Origin of the sequence: Cypionkella sp., assembly GCF_036782355.1 — a bacterium.
Lineage (GTDB): Bacteria > Pseudomonadota > Alphaproteobacteria > Rhodobacterales > Rhodobacteraceae > Cypionkella.
Genome location: NZ_DAIPZF010000021.1, coordinates 1 through 16,767, shown reverse-complemented (window position 1 = coordinate 16,767; position 16,767 = coordinate 1). Strand labels below are relative to the sequence as shown.

Sequence of the window (16,767 nt, the reverse complement as noted above, 5' to 3'; positions counted from 1 at the left end):
ACCCCTGCCCCAAAAGGATTGCAAGACCCCAATCCACGCGGAACGCAGGAAGGTTACAGATCGCGCTGCCAGATCTGGTCTATCACCTGCTGACCAAAGGCCTCTGCGGCGGTTTCTTCAACCAGATCAAAGCCATTGCGCTGATAGATCCGCCCCGCCGCAACATGGCTTTGATGCGTCCAAAGCCGCATCTGGCGGTAGCCTGCGCTGCGGGCAAAGGCCATGCAGGTCTCGAGCATATGCTGGGCCAAACCGCTGCCACGGGCTTGTGGTTCGACCAAAAACAGCCGCAGTTTCGCGACCTTGGGCCCCGCCTCGGGGTCTTGCACGCAAAAGATGCTGCCCAAACGCTGATCGCCGCCCCAAGCAATCCAGCCGCGTTCACGGGCGGGGTTATGCTGGCGCAGAAATCCGGCCAGAATTTCGGCAACCAAAGCCTCAAAGCTGCTGTCATAGCCTTCGTCGGCGGCATAATGCACCGCGTGGCGCGCAATCACCCAGCCCGCATCGCCCGGCTGCAAATCCCGCAACTCTGCCAATTGCCCCATCGTGCTGCCTCCTTTGCCCTGCCCCCGCAGGCTTTGCCCCGCACCCGATGCTGTCAAGCGCTTTATCCTTGCGCCACGCCCCCCAAAGCGATACCTCCGCGCCACCAGAATGGAGACAGCCATGGGCATTGACACGCAAAGCGATATCTCCGCCGACATCCAGATTGGCCCCACCGATCAGGGCATGGTGCGGATCTATATCGAAGCACAGGGCGGCATCGAGCTGCCGCTGGATTTCGATCCAGAAGAAGCCGAAGAAATCGCAGAAGAGCTGCGCGTCGCCGCCGAAGCCGCGCGTGCCTTGGGCGCAGAGGCTAAACCGAAGAAAAAGCGCTGACACCCGGATCGCGAAAGCCCTGCAGCCGCAGCGCTGCATGGCGCGCGAATTTTTGCAGCATCACCTTGCGCCGCGCCGCCGCCAATGGCGAGGGCGGCGCCATGCGGATGATTTCGGCGCCATAAGCATCGGCCATGATCAGCCCACTGCCTTGCGGCAAAATCTCGGTCGGAAAATCAGCATCCACCGCCCAGAAAAACCGGTCGCACCACTCCAGATAGCCCTGCCATTTCTGATCGGCGCGAAAATCGGCGCGGCTGGATTTGCATTCGATCACCCAGATCTCGCCCTTTGGCCCCAAGGCCATCAGATCGACCCGCAGCCCCGGCGTGGGCACCATTTCCTCGACTGAAACGAAATCAAACTGGCGCAGGCCACGCGCCACCCCGCGCGCAAGGCGCTGTCCGGGCATCACAGGAAGAGGGGCTTCAAGGCTCATGCGCAAAATATGAACCAAAGGGGAACATCTGGCAAGCCCCTCTGCCCTTGCGCGGGGCGCGGCAAAGGCCTAGATTAGGTCTTGGCGGGTTCTGCTCTTCTCGTGAATGGCCCTTTTCCAGTGGCCGATAAGCATCTCCGAGGGAGCTGGCTCTGGCAAGATCTTGGTCTTGCTACCTGGCGACCAACCTGAACACTCAGGCTCTCGGGAAATTCACGCCGTCACGGCCGCTGCGGGCCCGCCACTTTACCCTTCGCAGTCACCTCGACCGGAATCGGGCGCAGCGTCACCGGCGCACGACTGCCGCCGCTTGGGCCTTCGGGGTCTTCAGCAAGCCGCATCACGGCGATGGCAAATTGCACGCCCGCGAACACCGCGCCGTTCATCACAAACATCATCGCTGCCGCGACATAGCCCAGATCCGAGCTGAAAATCAGATGCCGGATGCCGGCAATATCCTGCCACAACAGCAAAGCCAAAAACGCCGCTGAAAGCCCAAAGCCAAAGGCGACGCTGGTGATATAAAGCTTGATCAGTTTCGGCATGGCGGACTCCCTTTTGACCCAAGCCTAACAGGCAAGTGTTAAAAGAAAACCACGCCTTTTGCCGCAGTCAGGCTGCGGGCGGGCTTTAGCCTGCCGGAAAGGCCGCAGGTTTGGCCTCACGCGCCATGTGGTCTAGCACGGCGTTGACGAACTTTGATTCCTTGCCCTCGGGGAAGAACGCCTTGGCCACATCGACATATTCGGTGATCGCAACTTTTGGCGGCGTGGTCATTTCGACCAACTCGGCACCTGCGGCGCGAAACAGCGCGCGCAGCACCGGATCAATCCGGTCAATCGGCCATTTCGCAACCAAAGCGCGGTCGGTCATCTGGTCGATCAGCGCCTGAAAGTTGACGGCCTTGTCGATCACAGCGCGGAAATGCACCGAATCGCCTTCCGCCATCTCGTCGCCCTCGTAGATCGCGCCAAAGCGATGCGTCTCGAACTCGCGCACGATGGTCTCGACGGTTTGGCCCGAAGCCTCCATCTGAAAGAGCGCCTGCACGGCATAAAGCCGCGAGGCTGACTTCATCTGTTTCTTGTCAGGCTTGCTCATGGACGAAAACCGATCCCCTTGGTGTCGGAGGCCCATTTGCGGGACAATGCGATCAAGTGCAAGGCCGCAGCGGCCGCTTGAGCCGCTTTCGCGGCCACAAATCCGGCTGCTTGTGCAGAATCTTGCGCACAGACCACGCCATTGCCCACCGCAGCCCCCTGAAGCCCCAGCAAAGTGATCGCAGCGGCAGGCTCGCGCAGCAGGCTGTCGCCCTGCGGATCATCGCGCAAAACGCAGCCCAAGGCGACATAGCCGTCAAAGCGCGCCATCCGTTCGGCCAAGGCAATCGCCGCGGCCAGTTCCAGAACCGAGGGCATCTCGATCACCTCGACGCCCGCGCCCACCTGCGCCAACAGCGCCTGTGCCGCCTCGACCATCACCGCCCCTAGGGCATCGGGATCGTGGGCGACCACCAGCAACAGTTTTACAGGCTTCTCAAAGCTGGGCAGTGGCAAAACCGGACGCGATTGCGAGGCATACATCAAAGGGCTCCTTCTGATCGGGCCAGCATAGGCCTGCTGTCGCGCAAAAACCAGCGGCACTGGCAGTTTTGGGCGACGCGACGACGGGCGTGCTTTTGCCTAAAATTTGCCGCGCTTCGCGTTTAGCGTTAAGGCAATGATAATTCCCCCGAGACTAAAGCTGTCTCTGCGGGCATCTTTGCGAAAATAGTATGAGTTTTATGCAGCTTTCGGGTCAAAATCGTCGATTTCTGTTTTTGCAAGGTCCGCATGGACCGTTCTTTCACCGTTTGGGCAAGATGTTGCGCGCGGCGGGCGCAGAGGTTTGGCGCATGGGCTTCAACCGGGGCGACCGCGCTTTTTGGCTTAATGATATCAGCTATATTCCCTTCAAAGGCAGTCTTGCCGACTGGCCCGCCGCAATCCGGCAGCTGCTGACGCGGCATCGCATCACCGATATCGTGCTTTATGGCGATACCCGCCCGCTGCATGCCGAAGCCATCGCCGCCGCGCGCGCCGCTGGCATTGAGGTGCATGTCTTCGAGGAAGGCTATCTACGCCCCTATTGGGTGACCTATGAGCGTGGCGGCTCGAACGGCAATTCGCGGCTGATGCAAATGTCCGTGGCGCAAATGCAAAAGGCGCTTGAGGGCTTGGACATGGATCTGCCTGACGCCCCCGCGCGCTGGGGCGATATGCGCCAACATATGTTTTGGGGCGCGCTGTATCATTGGTTCGTGCTGACCGGATTTTGGGATTATCGCGGCTATCGCCCCCATCGCAGCCTGAGCGTGCGCCAAGAGTTTTGGCTTTACGTCAAGCGCTTGGCCCTGCTGCCGCTGCACCGCTGGGAAAGAATGCTGGCGACGCTGCGCATCAAGCATGGCGGCTTTCCCTATCATCTGGTGCTGCTGCAATTGGAACATGACGCCAGCTTTCAGATGCATTCGCCCTTCAAAACCATGACCGAATTTCTGGCGCTGGTGATCGAAGGCTTTGCCAAGGGTGCCTCGCCGCATCATCATATCGTCTTCAAAGCGCATCCTTTGGAGGATGGTCGCGTCGCCGTCGCGCGCGAAATCCGGCGTCTGGCCAAGCATCATGGCGTCAGCGCACGCGTGCATTTTGTGCGCGGTGGCAAATTGGCAGGATTGCTGAACCACGCGCGCTCGGCCATCACGGTAAATTCGACCGCAGCACAGCAAGTTTTGTGGCGTGGGCTGCCGTTAAAAACCTTTGGCGCTGCGGTCTATGCCAAGCCCGAGTTCGTGTCGACCCAAAGCCTTCAGGACTTTTTCATTCAACCCAGCCGCCCCGACAGCCGCGCCTATCGCGATTATCGCCACTATCTGCTGGAAACCAGCCAGATTCCCGGCGGGTTTTACAGCGCACGCGGCCGGCGGGAATTGCTACGGCAGGTGGTGGATATGATGTTGCTGCCGCAAGACCCCTATGACGCGCTTTCGTCAGGAAAAGCGGCACCTCGGCAACAGTTGCGGGTGGTAAATTGAATTTGCAAAGCAATGCTGGAATTCTAGCCCGACTTTATATAGCCTTTCAGACAAAACTTGAGGCAAATCCATTTAAAGGAGCCCGGGCAGTGAAAATATCCGGTACAAAAGGGGGTAAAACCCTTGGTCTTGTGATGCTTGTTGCGGCTTTGGGGGCATGCGGTTTGCCGCGACCCGGACCGAATAAGGCAGAAATCTACAAAGGCTCGGTTCTGAAACAAGGCGATGCCTTTATCGTTCAGGTCAACCCCCGTGTCACGCGCGCAACCGCTGTCACCCCTTCATTGGGGTTTAGCGATGATTTTATGAAAGCGGGCATTATCGGCCCAGATGTGATTTCGCCAGGCGATTTGCTAAACCTCACCGTGTTCGAAAACGTCAAAGATGATCCTTTGCTGGGCAATACCGGCCAGCGCGTTTCGGGCCTGACAGAGCTTACAGTTGATGGGCAGGGCTTTATTTTCATGCCCTATGCTGGAAAAATCAAAGCAGCGGGCCAATCCCCTGACAGTCTGCGCCAGATCATCACCAAGAAGCTCGACACCCAAACCCCCGATCCGCAAGTTTTGGTGCAGCGCGTCGAAGGCGATGGCTCGACCGTTTCGATCTCGGGCTTCGCAGGGGCGCAAGGGGTCTTTCCTATTCAGCGCCCAACCCGCACACTCGCCTCTATGCTTGCCAAGGCGGGCGGCGTCGGGATTGAACCCGAGGTTGCGATCATTCGTGTCACCCGCGGCACAAAGACCGGACAAGTCTGGTTGCAGGATCTGAACGCAAACCCAGCGCTCGATATTGCGCTGCGGGCGGGCGATAAAATCTTTGTCGATCGTGACACGCGGGCCTTCACAGCGCTTGGCGCGACCGGTTCGCAAAACCGCGTCACCTTTACCACACAGACGCTTTCGGCGATCGAGGCGATTGCAACCGTGGGCGGGCTAAGTTCGGGCAGTGCCGATCCGAAAGGGGTGTTTGTGTTTCGCAATGAATCTGCCGAGATTGCCAATGCCGTCTTAGGGCGCAGCGATCTGCAAGGTGATCAGCGCATGGTTTATGTTCTGAACCTGACCGCCCCCACTGGCATGTTTGAGGCGCGCGACTTCCTGATCCGTGATGGCGACACGGTTTATGTCACCGAAGCGCCCTATGTGCAGTGGAACAAGGCCCTGTCGGCGATCACCGGCACCTCTGGGGCGGCGAAAAACCTGACCACCTTGGGCCAGTAACCCGCTTTGGCGCAGGATCTGGCACCTTCTCAAGCCGTCGGGGGCATGCCTCGACGGCTTTTCTATTACAACGCGGGCTTTTTGCGGCAAAAACGCTTGCGGCGCATCTTGGAATTGGCGGGGTACAGGCTTTGCCTTGGTCGTCCGCGCAGCGATGACGGCGTGGTGGTCTGGGGGCATTCGCCCTATGCCGCTCGAGGCGAGGCGATAGCGGCGCGGGCAGGGGTGCCGCTGCTGCGGCTTGAAGATGCGTTTTTGCGCTCGATCCGGCCTGGGCGCCTGGGCGAGGCCGCGATCGGGCTGCTGCTGGACCCGCAAGGCGCGCATTATGCCAGCGCCAAGCCCTCTGCGCTTGAAGAGATGCTGGCCAAACATCCGCTGGATGACACGGTGCTCCTGGCGCGGGCGCGTGACGGCATTGCCCGCCTGCGCGCGCTGGATCTGTCGAAATACAATATGCATCACAGCGACGCGCCCCTGCCGCCTGCGGGCTATGTCCTGGTGGTTGACCAAACCCGCGGCGACGCCTCGATCCAGCATTCGGGTGCCTCGGCCGCCCGCTTTGCCGAGATGTTGGCGACGGCGCTTTCCGAACATCCGCAAGCCCGCATCGTGATCAAGACCCACCCCGAAACCCTGCTTGGTCTGCGCAAGGGCCATTTTGGGCCCGCCGATGCCACTGGCCGCGTCAGCCTCCTCGGGGAAGCTGTCTCGCCTTGGGCACTGCTTGAAGGCGCAATTGCCGTCTATACTGTCTCATCACAGCTGGGGTTCGAGGCGATTTTGGCGGGCCACCGGCCAAGGGTTTTCGGCCAGCCCTTCTATGCCGGCTGGGGGCTAACGGCGGAAGAATTTCCCCTGCCGCGTCGAAACCGGTCGCTGACGCGGGTGCAGATCTTTGCCGCGGCGATGATCTTGTCGCCGATCTGGTATGATCCTTGCCGCGACCGGCTGTGCAGCTTTGAGCAGGCGGTCGATCAGCTGGAAGCAGAGCTGCGCGCCTTTCGCGAGGATCGTGCGGGCCATATAGCCATCGCCATGCGGCTGTGGAAACGCAGCCGGCTACAGGCGGTGTTTGGCCGTGAAAAGCCCCTGATTTTTCAAGACAATCTTACAAAAGCCATGGCGCGCGCGCAAGCAACAGGGCGTAGCCTGCTGGTCTGGGCCAGCAAAGCCCCGCGTGATCTGCCAAAGGACCTCACGCTCTTGCGGCTGGAAGACGGGTTCTTGCGCTCGCGTGGGTTAGGGGCGAATCTGGTGCCGCCGCTTAGTCTTGTCGCTGATGATCTGGGGATCTACTACGACCCAAGCCAAGAAAGCCGGTTCGAGCGTTTGATGCTGGCCCCGCCGGTGGCGGGCGGGCTTTTGCGGGCGGAAAGGCTGTTGCAAACGCTGATTGCTGCTCGGCTTTCAAAGTATAACCTGCCCAGTCGTGCCACCGCCTTGCCAGAGGGGTTTAAGATTTTGGTGCCTGGACAGGTCGAAGATGATGCCTCGATCCTGCTGGGTGCGACGCAGGTAAAGACCAATCTTGATCTGCTGCGCGCTGCTCGCCATAGGTTTCCGACCGCCAAGCTGATCTACAAACCACACCCAGATGTCGAGGCCGGACTGCGCCCCGGTGCAATCGCGCCCGCGCTTTTAGCAGGGCTTGCCGATTATACCGCCAGCCATGCCGACCCCCTTGCCTTGATCGAGGCCTGTGATGGCGTTATCACCATGACCTCTTTGCTGGGGTTCGAGGCCTTGCTGCGGGGCAAGCCTGTCACCTGCCTTGGCGCGCCCTTTTATGCGGGCTGGGGTCTGACGACCGATCTTGGTCCAATCCCTGAACGCCGCTTGCGGGCGGCAGATGGCCACCCGCTGCCACGCCCCTCGCTGCTGGCTTTGGTTCATGCCGCCCTAATCGCCTATCCGCGCTATTACGACCCGATCAGCCGCCGCCCCTGCCCGCCCGAGGTGGTGGTAGAGCGGCTTGCAACCGGCAGCCTTACCCCGCGCGGGCTGGGCCTGCGGCTTTTGGCAAAGCTCCAGGGGCGCTTTGCCACCCATGCGCGGCTGTGGCGCCGCTAGTAGATGTAACGAATCTGCTCGGTCCAATAGCGTTCAATCCGCTTGAGCGAGTGGTTCATATGCTCCATCCCCTCGGCATTCACCAAAGAGCGCTTGGCCAAACCCTCGGCATGGCGCGAGAACAGATCACTGAGCTGGCCACGCACCAGCCGGCCTTTTTCCGTCAGCCGCACCCGCACCGAGCGGCGATCGATTTCCGAGCGTTGGTGGTGCATAAAGCCAAGCTCGACCAGCTTTTTCAGATTATAGGACACATTCGAGCCTTGGTAATAGCCGCGCGATTTCAGCTCGCCCGCCGTCACCTCATTCTCGCCGATATTGAACAGCAACAGGGCCTGCACCGAGTTGATTTCCAAAATCGACAACCTCTCGAATTCATCCTTAATCACATCCAAAAGCAGCCGATGCAGCCGCTCGAGCAAGGCGATGTTATCCAGATATCCCGCCATCATCAGCTTTTGCGAGCCGTCCAGCAGGGGGTCATGTAGGGTCATTTCTTCTCTCCGAGACCGATTTACTGGCAAGGAGATTCGTCAAAAAACACAAACATATGGTAAACTCTGCTCGAGTTTGCTGAAAACTCAGGCGCGAGCCAAACGCTTGCGTGCGAAATCGCCGATTTCCCTAATAAAATCAAAGATATAATCTGGCGCAGGATTTTGCCCCAAAACCCAAGGCAGCAGGTCTTGATCGTTTTCTTCCAACAATTTGTCGTAAAGTTCCAGTTTTTCGACCGACATCGAGGCCAAATGCGCATCGGCATAGGGCCCCAAGATCAGATCCATTTCCTTGGTTCCGCGCCGCCAAGATCGCATCGACAACCGCTTTACGCGCGCTTCAGCCGTTTCCGTCATGCGTTGATACTCCGCATCTCATTTCCCAATTTCTCTTCTGCGCGCCGCAGCTTTTCGGTCAGATCCTGCAACTGGCCGCGCAGCTCGGCAATTTCGGCCAAGGCCAGACGCGCGCCCAGCGGCAGCGCATCCTCGTCAACCGGACCACCAAGACCCGCGCCGCGCCCCGTCATCAGCCACATCAAGGACACGTTGAGCATCCCCGCCAGCATCTGCAAACGGTTGCCGCGCGGCTCCCATTCATCGGCTTCCCAGGCGGCCATGGTGGCATTGTTCACGCCCAGCCGCTGCGCCAAGTCGTCTTGGCTTAGGTTGGCCGCCAGACGCGCCGCCTCTAGTCGATCGCCAAAGGTGGCGACATCTTCAGAAAACCATGTCGTTTCGCTTTCATCAGCCATCTTGCTTCTCCTAATTATGATATCGCTTGATTGCTTGCCGCTTATACCTATGCCAAAGATCACCAAACCGCAAACCGTCCATTGGAGCCTGCCATGGCCTTTCTGTCTGATACCCTGTCGCGCGTGAAGCCTTCCCCAACCATTGCCGTGACCACCAAGGCGCAAGAGTTAAAGGCCGCGGGCCGCGATGTGATCGGCCTTGGCGCCGGCGAGCCCGACTTTGACACGCCAGAAAACATCCGCGAAGCCGCCAAGCGCGCGATTGATGCAGGCAAAACCCGCTATACCGCCGTTGATGGCATCCCCGAGCTGAAAAAGGCGATTTGCGTCAAGTTTTTGAACGAGAATGGCCTCAGCTATCAGCCCAATCAGATCAGCGTTGCCACCGGCGGCAAGCAAATCCTTTATAACGCGCTGATGGCGACCTGTAATCCCGGCGACGAGGTGATTATTCCTGCGCCTTACTGGGTGTCTTATCCTGATATGGTGCTGCTGGCAGGTGGCACGCCGGTGCCCGTGGTGGCCACGATCGAGACTGACTTCAAACTGACACCAGCCCAGCTTGAGGCCGCGATCACGCCGAAAACCAAATGGTTCATCTTTAACTCGCCCTCAAACCCCACCGGCGCGGGCTATACGCGGGCCGAGCTGCGCGCGCTGTGCGATGTGCTGTTGCGCCATCCGCATGTCTGGATCATGTCGGATGATATGTATGAACATCTGGTGTTTGACGATTTCGAATTCACCACGCCGGCGCAGATTGAACCCGCCCTTTACGACCGCACCCTGACCTGTAACGGCGTGTCGAAAAGTTATGCAATGACCGGCTGGCGCATCGGCTATGCCGGCGGCCCGGTGCATCTGATCAAGGCGATGAGCACGATCCAGTCGCAATCCACTTCGAACCCGTCTTCGGTGTCGCAATATGCAGCGCTTGAGGCTTTGACCGGCCCACAAGACTTTCTTGCCCCCAACCGTAAGCTGTTTGAAGGCCGCCGCGATCTGGTGGTGTCGATGCTGAACGCGGCCAAGGGCATCACCTGCCCAAAACCCGAAGGCGCGTTTTATGTTTATCCCGATATCTCGGGCTGCATCGGCAAAACTTCGGCCGCAGGCACCAAGATCACCGATGACGAAGTCTTTGCCACCGCCTTGCTGGAAGAAACCGGCGTCGCCGTGGTGTTTGGCGCGGCCTTTGGGCTATCGCCAAACTTTCGCGTCAGCTACGCTACCGCCAATGAGGTGCTGCACGAGGCCTGTAGCCGCATCCAAAAGTTTTGTGCCGATTTGACGTAAGAGGGTTTATGGCCGCTGATCTTCCCGATTATTACTTCCGTATCCGCGACAATGGCGCTGTGGTGTTCATGCTGGACACCGAAAACCGCCAACGCCGATTGGATATGGAAGAAATCGCCGTTGTGAACGTGAAGAATGGGTCGATCAAACCGCATGGCGACAGGGCCCTGTCGCCGGCGGAAACCGCTTTGATTACCAGCTGGATTGCCGAGCGCAGAGAAGTGCTTGCCAGCCGTGACATCGACGACATTTTGCGCACCGTCGATCATTTGAACCTGACCACGCAATGGGCGCAAACCCGCGCCAGCGAAGAGCAGCTGGACTTGGTGGCAAACCATCTCTTGCTGGCAATGCATGATCTGCGCACGGTTTTGGTGCGCAAACGCTCTGAAAATCTGCGCCGGCAGATGGAGGCGGGCGCAGAGCAAACAAAAGAGGCTTAGGCGCGCGACCAGAACCGCCACATCATGGTGATGGCCGCAAAGCTTAGGCCAATCACCAAACCAAGCCACAGCCCAATGCCGCCCAAGCCCAGCGGAAAGGCCAGCAGATAGGCGCTGGGAATGCCGATAAGCCAATAGCTGATTGCAGCCGCCACCATCGGCACCCGCGTGTCCTTGACCCCGCGCAACAGCCCCAGTGCCATCACCTGCATCGCATCGGCCATCTGGAACAGCGCCGCCATAGCCAACAGTTTGACACCAAAAGCTAAAATTGCGGCGCTCTCGGGGTTGGCCTCGTCCAAAAACGCGGCAATCAAGGGGGTTGGCAGCACCAGAAACAGCGTCACCATCGCCACGCCAAAGCCCACCGACAGCGCAATCGCCACCTTGGCACCATCGCGCAAGCTGACACGGTCCCCCGCGCCCTCGGCCCGCCCTGCCCGCACTGTGGCGGCATTCGACAAGCCCAGATGCACCATAAAGGCCAGCGCTGCGATCTCCATCGCGATGCCATGCGCTGCCAGTTCAACCGTACCGATCCAGCCCATCATCAGCGCGGTTGCCTGAAACAGCCCGCTTTCCATCAGCCCCGTCACGCCAATCGGCCAGCCGAGCCGAAACACCAGCCCCATCGCCTGCCAATCCGGCCGCCAAAAGCGTTGAAACAGATGAAACTTGCGCAGCTCTGGCACCCAAGCCGCATAGAAAACCAGAACCACCAACGTCACCACCTGCACCACCAACGAGGCAATCGCAGCTCCCCGCACCCCCAGCTCTGGCGCGCCCCAATGGCCAAAGATCAGCGCATAGGCCAGCGCCAGATTGACCCCAACCGCCAAAAGCGTCGCCCAGAGCACCACCTGCGTGCGCTCAAGGGCGGCAAGATAGCTTTTCAGCGTCATCACCAAAAGCGCGGGGATCATCCCCAAACCGGCAATCCGCAAGAAATCTTGCGCAAAAGCCGCCACCTCGGGCTGTTGACCCAACGCCAGAAACACCGCTTTGGCATTCCAGAACAAAGGATAGGTCAAAAGCCCAAAGCCGATCGACAGCCAAAGCCCCATGCGGGCATCGCGGCGCACCTGCACCTCGTCACCGCGGCCGACCGCACTGGCCACCATCGGCATCACCGCTTGGGCAAAGCCCGAGCCAAAGATAAAAATCACAAAAAACGACGAGGCCGCCAGCACCACAGCCGCAAGCTCGCTGACCCCATACCATCCCAACAATACGGTATCGGTCACATGCAGCGACATCTGCGCCAAATGGCTGCCGATCAAGGGCAGGCCCAAATTCAGGGTGGCGCGGGCGTGACGCGAATAGGAGATTGTTTTGCTCATAAAACAGCCATACGCCTGCCGTATCACCACATCAAGACAAAGCAAGCTCTTCCCTGATCGCGCGCCACATCCTAAGCTGGGGCAAACCCGTTGAAAGGCATTTGCTATGATCACTGTTTACGGCGTCTACCGCTCGCGCGCCTCGCGTCCGCTTTGGCTTTTGGGCGAATTGAACCTGCCCTTCACCCATGTGCCAGTGATCCAAGCCTACCGGATGAAGACCGACCCGCTGGCCGCAGATGCGCCGATCAACACCGCCTCGCCGGCGTTTCTGGCCGTTAACCCGCAGGGCCAGATCCCCGCCTATGCCGAGGGCGATCTGGTGTTGACCGAAAGCCTTGCCATCACCCACCACATCGCGCGCGCCCATGGTGGCATGATGGGGCCGCAATCGCATGCCGAAGCCGCCTTGATCGACCAGTATTCGCTGCTGGCCGCCACCGCGATTGAAACGCCCGCGCTGGAAATCCTTTACACCGATGCCACCACCGCCGAGGGCCAAGCCAGTAACGCCATCAATGCCGAAAAGCTGCGACGCCCGCTGGCGCGGCTGCAATCAGACCTGAAGACGCGCGCCTATCTTGTCGGAAACCGCTTTACCGTGGCCGACATCAATATGGCCGAATGCCTGCGCTATGCCCAAGGCCAAACCGCCTTGCTGGCAGAGTTTCCTGCTGTGAAGGCCTGGCTGGAACGCTGCCAAGCTCGCCCCGCCTTCCAAGCGATGTGGGCCGCGCGCATGGCCGAACCTGCCTGATCGGGCGCGCCATACCGTCAAAGGTCACAAAGCAGAACGCGGGCCAAGCAACGGGCCGCCGTGTAACAGTGGAGATTTCGATGCGAGTTTGCATCTTTTTGATTATCGACGGGCTGAAACTGGAAGCCCAAGCCTGCCTGCTGCTGCCAAGTCTGCGGCGGCACTTGGGCGACACCGTCTCGGTGATCGCCTACCGCCGCAAAGACGTCACCACACCACTGCAACCCGTCACTGAGCAGGTGCTGCGTGCTTGCAACGTAAAGCTGCGCGAGATCCCCGGCACCGGGCCGGATGACCCAAACCCATGGCGCGAGCCCTATCCGATTGGCAATAAAATCCTTGCCGCCAGCGATCGGCGCGATTGCGACATCTCGGTTTTTATCGACACGGATATGGTTTTCACCGGTCCGTTTGATTTTGCAAAGGTGCTGGGCAGCGCTAAAATCGCCGCGGTGGTGTCGGACTATTCAACCATGTCCAATGACGAAGAGGGCTGGACGGCCTTTTACGCACATTTCGGCCTGCCGCTGCCAGAACAGCGTGTCACCCTGCTCAAGGGCCGCGAGCTGACCAGCCTGCCCTATTTTAACGCCGGCATGATTATATTCCGCGAGACAATTGGGCCTCAAAAACGCCGCTTTGGCGCGGAATGGCTGGCCGATACGCTGCGCTTTGATCACGAGGTCAGCTATCCCTATATCCGCGCCAATCTGGACCAATTGACATTGCCTATCACAGCGACGCGGTTGGGCTATCCGGTAAAACCTGTGCCAAATACCTTTAATCACAATCTTCAAGGCCACGGCGATCCAGTCGAGACAAATCCCTCTTTGCTGCATTATCACACCTTCGGTGTGCTGTGGTCGCATGAAGCTCGCGGCCGCGCTGCGCTCGAGGATCTGCAAAACATTCTGGAAGGCCAAAGCCTCGAGAGCTTTTACGACAGCTTTATGGCGGTCTTAAAACGCAAGCGTTTGAAAAAGCTTATGTAAAGCCGCCTCGCGAAAGTCGCACAGCCAGAGGAATCTGGCTGTGCAGAGGTGGCCTTACTATGCCGTGGGATCATCGACATATTGCCGCCAATTGTGCTGTTCTTTAAACCCCAGAACCTCGCGGATTTTGCGGTTTGACAGCAGGGTTTCATGGCTGCCCAAAGGCCGCGACAGCGGCACCTTGGGGAAAAACCGCGCCAAGATTTCTTGATTGCTTTGGCAGACCGAATTGGTGTCATTGGTTGCGTTAAACACCTGAAAGCCCAAACCGTCTTTCTTCAGCGCCAGATCAACGATCTGCCCCAAATCGCGCGCATCAATATAGCAAAAGATATTGCGCCGCCGCACCGCAGGATCGACAAAATAGCCGGGGAAGTTTTGCTTATATTCATGCGGCTCGACCACATTGCCGATGCGCAGCGCGTAGATATCAATGCCAGAGCGCCGCTGAAACGCGCGCGCGGTGTCTTCATTGACCTTTTTTGACATGCCATAGCTGTCCATCGGGTCAATGTCGTAATCTTCCTCCAGCGGCAAAACGCTGGGATCAATCGTGCCATTGGCAAAACAAACACCATAAGTGGTCTCGGAACTGGCGATAATAACTTTTTTGATGCCCAGTTTTACCGCAGCCTCCAGCACGTTATAGGTGCCGATGGTATTGACGCGAAAGGTCTCATTTTCAGGCTGCAAAAACATCGACGGCACGGCGGCAAAATGCACCACGGCGTCAAACTTGGGCGCAGGCCCCGCCTCCATTTCTTCCATATCAATATGGGTGGTCATGGCGTTAAACATCTGCCCACTTTCGGTGATATCCGCCACCAGATCGCCGACACCGGGGTGACGCAAGCGCACCAGATCGACGTTCAGAACCTTATGCCCCTGTGCCGCCAGATAGGCCACCACATGCCGCCCAGCCTTGCCCGAACCGCCCGTAAACAAAATCCGCATCTGACTCTCCTTGCTTTGGCGCAAACCTACCCCCAGCCCCCAGACCATACAACACCCCAAGATCTTGCGTTGGCCCGCCCCATCGGGTCTAATACCGGCTTAAAGCCGTATAACAAGAATCGAGCGTGCCATGGCCTCTGACCTGCTGTCCTCTGCGCAAGACACCTATGACGCCTCCTCGATCGAGGTGCTTGAACCGCTTGAGGCGGTGCGTCTGCGCCCCGGCATGTATATCGGCGGCATCGACGAGCGCGCCTATCACCACCTTGCCGCCGAGATCATCGACAACTCGATGGACGAGGCCGTCGCAGGCCATGCCAACCGCATCGAGATCGAGCTGCACGCCGACGGCAGCCTGACGGTGCGCGACAATGGCCGTGGCATTCCGGTTGATCCGCATCCGAAATTTCCCGACAAATCCGCGCTGGAAGTGATCCTTTGCACGCTGCATTCGGGCGGCAAATTCAACGGCAAAGCCTACGAGACCAGCGGCGGTCTGCATGGCGTGGGATCGTCGGTGGTCAACGCGCTCTCGGACCGGATGTATGTCGAGGTTGCCAAGAACAAAGAGCTTTACGCGCAGGAATTTTCGCGCGGCAAACCGCTCGGCCCGATCCAGAAAATCGGTGCCGCCCCCAATCGGCGCGGCACCTCTGTCACCTTCCACCCCGACGCGCAGATCTTTGGCAGCCATGTGTTTCGCCCCTCGCGGCTGCTGCGGATGGTGCGTTCCAAGGCCTATCTGTTCTCTGGGGTTGAAATCCGCTGGAAATCGGCGATCCCGGACGGCGACATGCCGCTGGAGGCGACCTTTCGCTTTCCGGGCGGTCTTGCCGATTACCTGTCAGATACGCTTGAGAAAACAACCACCTATGCCGACCGCCCCTTCGCGGGCAAAGTCTCGTTCCAAGAGAAATTCAACGTGCCTGGATCGGTGGAATGGGCGATCAACTGGAGCCCGGTGCGCGACGGCTTTATCCAATCTTACACCAACACCGTGCCCACTCCCGAAGGTGGCACCCATGAATTCGGCTTTTGGTCGGCGATTTTAAAAGGCATCAAGGCTTACGGCGAACTGACGAAAAACCGCAAAGCCGAGATGATCACCCGCGACGATATGCTGACCGGCGGCTGCGCGCTGATTTCGGTCTTCATCCGCGAGCCGCAATTTGTTGGCCAAACCAAAGACCGTTTGGCCACCGAAGAAGCCGCGCGCTATGTCGAAAACGCGGTGCGCGATCACTTTGACAATTGGCTGGTGTCGGATTCCAAATCCGCCGGCGCCATTCTGGATTTTCTGGTGCTGCGCGCCGAAGAGCGGTTGAAGCGCAAACAAGAAAAAGAAACCCAGCGCAAAACCGCGACCAAAAAGCTGCGACTGCCTGGTAAACTGACCGATTGCTCGTCTAAAACCCGCGACAATACCGAATTGTTTATCGTCGAGGGCGATTCCGCGGGCGGCTCGGCCAAAGGCGCGCGCAATCGGGAAAATCAGGCGCTATTGCCGCTAAAGGGTAAAATCCTGAACGTTCTGGGTGCGGCTTCGGCCAAGCTGAATGACAACTCGGAAATCCGCGATATCTGCGAGGCTTTGGGCGTGCAAATGGGCACGCGGTTTAAAGTCGATGATCTGCGCTATGATAAAATCATCATTATGACCGACGCCGATGTTGACGGCGCCCATATTGCCAGCCTGCTGATGACGTTTTTCTTCACCCAAATGCGTCCGCTGATCGACAAGGGCCATCTTTATTTGGCCTGCCCACCGCTTTACCGGCTGACCCAAGGGCCAAAGCGGCTTTACGTTGCCGATGATGTCGAAAAAGAGCAATGGCTGGCCAAGGGCCTAGGCGGGCGCGGAAAAATCGATGTACAGCGGTTTAAAGGCTTGGGCGAGATGGACGCAAAAGACCTGAAAGACACCACGATGAACCCCGCAACCCGCAAACTGATCCGGGTGACCATCGACGAAGACGCCCCCGGCGAAACCGGCGATCTGGTCGAGCGTTTGATGGGCAAAAAGCCGGAATTGCGGTTCCA

Annotated in this window: 19 protein-coding genes; 9 read left to right on the top strand and 10 right to left on the bottom strand. The window is 58.9% G+C overall.

The window, feature by feature from the left end; translation table 11 throughout:
• Nucleotides 1-53 precede the first annotated feature (53 nt).
• Nucleotides 54-605, bottom strand: coding sequence for a GNAT family N-acetyltransferase (locus V7Q10_RS09680; protein ID WP_333868885.1), 552 nt, complete (start codon nt 603-605; stop codon nt 54-56).
• 64 nt (nt 606-669) lie between these two features.
• Between V7Q10_RS09680 and V7Q10_RS09675 the strand changes: the two genes are divergently transcribed.
• Nucleotides 670-885, top strand: a complete 216-nt coding sequence (locus V7Q10_RS09675; RefSeq protein ID WP_333868884.1) for a DUF6324 family protein — start codon at nt 670-672, stop codon at nt 883-885.
• Here the strand turns inward: V7Q10_RS09675 and V7Q10_RS09670 are convergent.
• The 4 genes from V7Q10_RS09670 to V7Q10_RS09655 form a co-directional block, all read right to left on the bottom strand.
• Nucleotides 863-1,324 (bottom strand): MmcB family DNA repair protein, encoded by a 462-nt coding sequence (locus V7Q10_RS09670; protein WP_333868883.1) that lies wholly within the window; start codon nt 1,322-1,324, stop codon nt 863-865. The genes V7Q10_RS09675 and V7Q10_RS09670 overlap by 23 nt on opposite strands.
• A gap of 221 nt (nt 1,325-1,545) precedes the next feature.
• A complete protein-coding gene (locus tag V7Q10_RS09665; protein WP_333868882.1) occupies nt 1,546-1,869 on the bottom strand; it encodes a hypothetical protein in 324 nt (107 codons plus the stop codon).
• Nucleotides 1,870-1,954: 85 nt separating this feature from the next.
• Complete coding sequence (nusB, locus tag V7Q10_RS09660) at nt 1,955-2,425, bottom strand: transcription antitermination factor NusB (protein ID WP_333868881.1); 471 nt, start codon at nt 2,423-2,425, stop codon at nt 1,955-1,957.
• Nucleotides 2,422-2,907, bottom strand: a complete 486-nt coding sequence (locus V7Q10_RS09655) for a 6,7-dimethyl-8-ribityllumazine synthase (protein WP_333868880.1) — start codon at nt 2,905-2,907, stop codon at nt 2,422-2,424. The genes nusB and V7Q10_RS09655 overlap by 4 nt, the downstream gene beginning before the upstream one ends.
• Nucleotides 2,908-3,107: 200 nt before the next feature.
• Here V7Q10_RS09655 and V7Q10_RS09650 point away from each other — a divergent pair, with 200 nt between their 5' ends.
• The 3 genes from V7Q10_RS09650 to V7Q10_RS09640 all read left to right on the top strand — a co-directional run bounded on the left by V7Q10_RS09650 (nt 3,108) and on the right by V7Q10_RS09640 (nt 7,693).
• Nucleotides 3,108-4,397 (top strand): capsule biosynthesis protein, encoded by a 1,290-nt coding sequence (locus tag V7Q10_RS09650; RefSeq protein ID WP_333868879.1) that lies wholly within the window; start codon nt 3,108-3,110, stop codon nt 4,395-4,397.
• Between the two features lie 134 nt (nt 4,398-4,531).
• Complete coding sequence (locus tag V7Q10_RS09645) at nt 4,532-5,620, top strand: polysaccharide biosynthesis/export family protein (protein ID WP_394971351.1); 1,089 nt, start codon at nt 4,532-4,534, stop codon at nt 5,618-5,620.
• Between the two features lie 45 nt (nt 5,621-5,665).
• Entirely contained in the window at nt 5,666-7,693 is a 2,028-nt protein-coding gene (locus V7Q10_RS09640) for a capsular polysaccharide biosynthesis protein (protein WP_333868877.1), read from the top strand.
• On the opposite strand, the gene V7Q10_RS09635 is transcribed toward V7Q10_RS09640, so the two are convergent.
• The 3 genes from V7Q10_RS09635 to V7Q10_RS09625 all read right to left on the bottom strand — a co-directional run bounded on the left by V7Q10_RS09635 (nt 7,690) and on the right by V7Q10_RS09625 (nt 8,945).
• A complete protein-coding gene (locus V7Q10_RS09635) occupies nt 7,690-8,187 on the bottom strand; it encodes a MarR family winged helix-turn-helix transcriptional regulator (protein WP_333868876.1) in 498 nt (165 codons plus the stop codon). The two genes, V7Q10_RS09640 and V7Q10_RS09635, sit on opposite strands and share 4 nt — an antisense overlap.
• Nucleotides 8,188-8,274: 87 nt before the next feature.
• Nucleotides 8,275-8,547, bottom strand: coding sequence for a succinate dehydrogenase assembly factor 2 (locus tag V7Q10_RS09630; protein ID WP_333868875.1), 273 nt, complete (start codon nt 8,545-8,547; stop codon nt 8,275-8,277).
• On the bottom strand, nt 8,544-8,945 hold the full coding sequence (locus V7Q10_RS09625; RefSeq protein WP_333868873.1) for a helix-turn-helix domain-containing protein: 402 nt from the start codon (nt 8,943-8,945) through the stop codon (nt 8,544-8,546). The genes V7Q10_RS09630 and V7Q10_RS09625 overlap by 4 nt, the downstream gene beginning before the upstream one ends.
• A 93-nt stretch (nt 8,946-9,038) precedes the next feature.
• Between V7Q10_RS09625 and V7Q10_RS09620 the strand changes: the two genes are divergently transcribed.
• The gene (locus V7Q10_RS09620) at nt 9,039-10,241 is read left to right on the top strand and encodes a pyridoxal phosphate-dependent aminotransferase (RefSeq protein WP_333868872.1); all 1,203 of its coding nucleotides are present in this window, start codon (nt 9,039-9,041) and stop codon (nt 10,239-10,241) included.
• 8 nt (nt 10,242-10,249) lie between these two features.
• Nucleotides 10,250-10,684, top strand: coding sequence for a hypothetical protein (locus V7Q10_RS09615; protein ID WP_333868871.1), 435 nt, complete (start codon nt 10,250-10,252; stop codon nt 10,682-10,684).
• Here the strand turns inward: V7Q10_RS09615 and V7Q10_RS09610 are convergent.
• Nucleotides 10,681-12,024, bottom strand: coding sequence for an MATE family efflux transporter (locus V7Q10_RS09610; RefSeq protein WP_333868870.1), 1,344 nt, complete (start codon nt 12,022-12,024; stop codon nt 10,681-10,683). The two genes, V7Q10_RS09615 and V7Q10_RS09610, sit on opposite strands and share 4 nt — an antisense overlap.
• Nucleotides 12,025-12,130: 106 nt before the next feature.
• Here V7Q10_RS09610 and V7Q10_RS09605 point away from each other — a divergent pair, with 106 nt between their 5' ends.
• Both V7Q10_RS09605 and V7Q10_RS09600 read left to right on the top strand, forming a co-directional pair.
• Entirely contained in the window at nt 12,131-12,781 is a 651-nt protein-coding gene (locus tag V7Q10_RS09605; RefSeq protein WP_333868869.1) for a glutathione S-transferase family protein, read from the top strand.
• Between the two features lie 80 nt (nt 12,782-12,861).
• The gene (locus tag V7Q10_RS09600) at nt 12,862-13,773 is read left to right on the top strand and encodes a hypothetical protein (RefSeq protein WP_333868868.1); all 912 of its coding nucleotides are present in this window, start codon (nt 12,862-12,864) and stop codon (nt 13,771-13,773) included.
• Nucleotides 13,774-13,830: 57 nt separating this feature from the next.
• Here V7Q10_RS09600 and V7Q10_RS09595 read toward each other — a convergent pair whose 3' ends face one another.
• Nucleotides 13,831-14,727, bottom strand: coding sequence for an NAD-dependent epimerase/dehydratase family protein (locus V7Q10_RS09595; RefSeq protein WP_333868867.1), 897 nt, complete (start codon nt 14,725-14,727; stop codon nt 13,831-13,833).
• A 130-nt stretch (nt 14,728-14,857) separates the two neighbouring features.
• Between V7Q10_RS09595 and parE the strand changes: the two genes are divergently transcribed.
• Nucleotides 14,858-16,767, top strand: a 1,910-nt coding sequence (gene parE / locus V7Q10_RS09590) for a DNA topoisomerase IV subunit B (protein ID WP_333868866.1), incomplete at its 3' end; no start/stop codon positions are given.

What these genes read in the sequence shown, in the direction of transcription:
- V7Q10_RS09610 (WP_333868870.1), bottom strand. Translation starts at nt 12,024, where the DNA reads ATGAGCAAAACAATCTCCTATTCGCGTCACGCCCGCGCCACCCTGAAT.
- V7Q10_RS09645 (WP_394971351.1), top strand. Translation starts at nt 4,532, where the DNA reads ATGCTTGTTGCGGCTTTGGGGGCATGCGGTTTGCCGCGACCCGGACCG.
- V7Q10_RS09650 (WP_333868879.1), top strand. Translation starts at nt 3,108, where the DNA reads ATGCAGCTTTCGGGTCAAAATCGTCGATTTCTGTTTTTGCAAGGTCCG.
- V7Q10_RS09675 (WP_333868884.1), top strand. Translation starts at nt 670, where the DNA reads ATGGGCATTGACACGCAAAGCGATATCTCCGCCGACATCCAGATTGGC.
- V7Q10_RS09630 (WP_333868875.1), bottom strand. Translation starts at nt 8,547, where the DNA reads ATGACGGAAACGGCTGAAGCGCGCGTAAAGCGGTTGTCGATGCGATCT.
- V7Q10_RS09655 (WP_333868880.1), bottom strand. Translation starts at nt 2,907, where the DNA reads ATGTATGCCTCGCAATCGCGTCCGGTTTTGCCACTGCCCAGCTTTGAG.
- nusB (WP_333868881.1), bottom strand. Translation starts at nt 2,425, where the DNA reads ATGAGCAAGCCTGACAAGAAACAGATGAAGTCAGCCTCGCGGCTTTAT.
- V7Q10_RS09595 (WP_333868867.1), bottom strand. Translation starts at nt 14,727, where the DNA reads ATGCGGATTTTGTTTACGGGCGGTTCGGGCAAGGCTGGGCGGCATGTG.
- V7Q10_RS09605 (WP_333868869.1), top strand. Translation starts at nt 12,131, where the DNA reads ATGATCACTGTTTACGGCGTCTACCGCTCGCGCGCCTCGCGTCCGCTT.
- V7Q10_RS09670 (WP_333868883.1), bottom strand. Translation starts at nt 1,324, where the DNA reads ATGAGCCTTGAAGCCCCTCTTCCTGTGATGCCCGGACAGCGCCTTGCG.
- V7Q10_RS09600 (WP_333868868.1), top strand. Translation starts at nt 12,862, where the DNA reads ATGCGAGTTTGCATCTTTTTGATTATCGACGGGCTGAAACTGGAAGCC.
- V7Q10_RS09615 (WP_333868871.1), top strand. Translation starts at nt 10,250, where the DNA reads ATGGCCGCTGATCTTCCCGATTATTACTTCCGTATCCGCGACAATGGC.
- V7Q10_RS09635 (WP_333868876.1), bottom strand. Translation starts at nt 8,187, where the DNA reads ATGACCCTACATGACCCCCTGCTGGACGGCTCGCAAAAGCTGATGATG.
- V7Q10_RS09625 (WP_333868873.1), bottom strand. Translation starts at nt 8,945, where the DNA reads ATGGCTGATGAAAGCGAAACGACATGGTTTTCTGAAGATGTCGCCACC.
- V7Q10_RS09620 (WP_333868872.1), top strand. Translation starts at nt 9,039, where the DNA reads ATGGCCTTTCTGTCTGATACCCTGTCGCGCGTGAAGCCTTCCCCAACC.
- V7Q10_RS09665 (WP_333868882.1), bottom strand. Translation starts at nt 1,869, where the DNA reads ATGCCGAAACTGATCAAGCTTTATATCACCAGCGTCGCCTTTGGCTTT.
- V7Q10_RS09640 (WP_333868877.1), top strand. Translation starts at nt 5,666, where the DNA reads ATGCCTCGACGGCTTTTCTATTACAACGCGGGCTTTTTGCGGCAAAAA.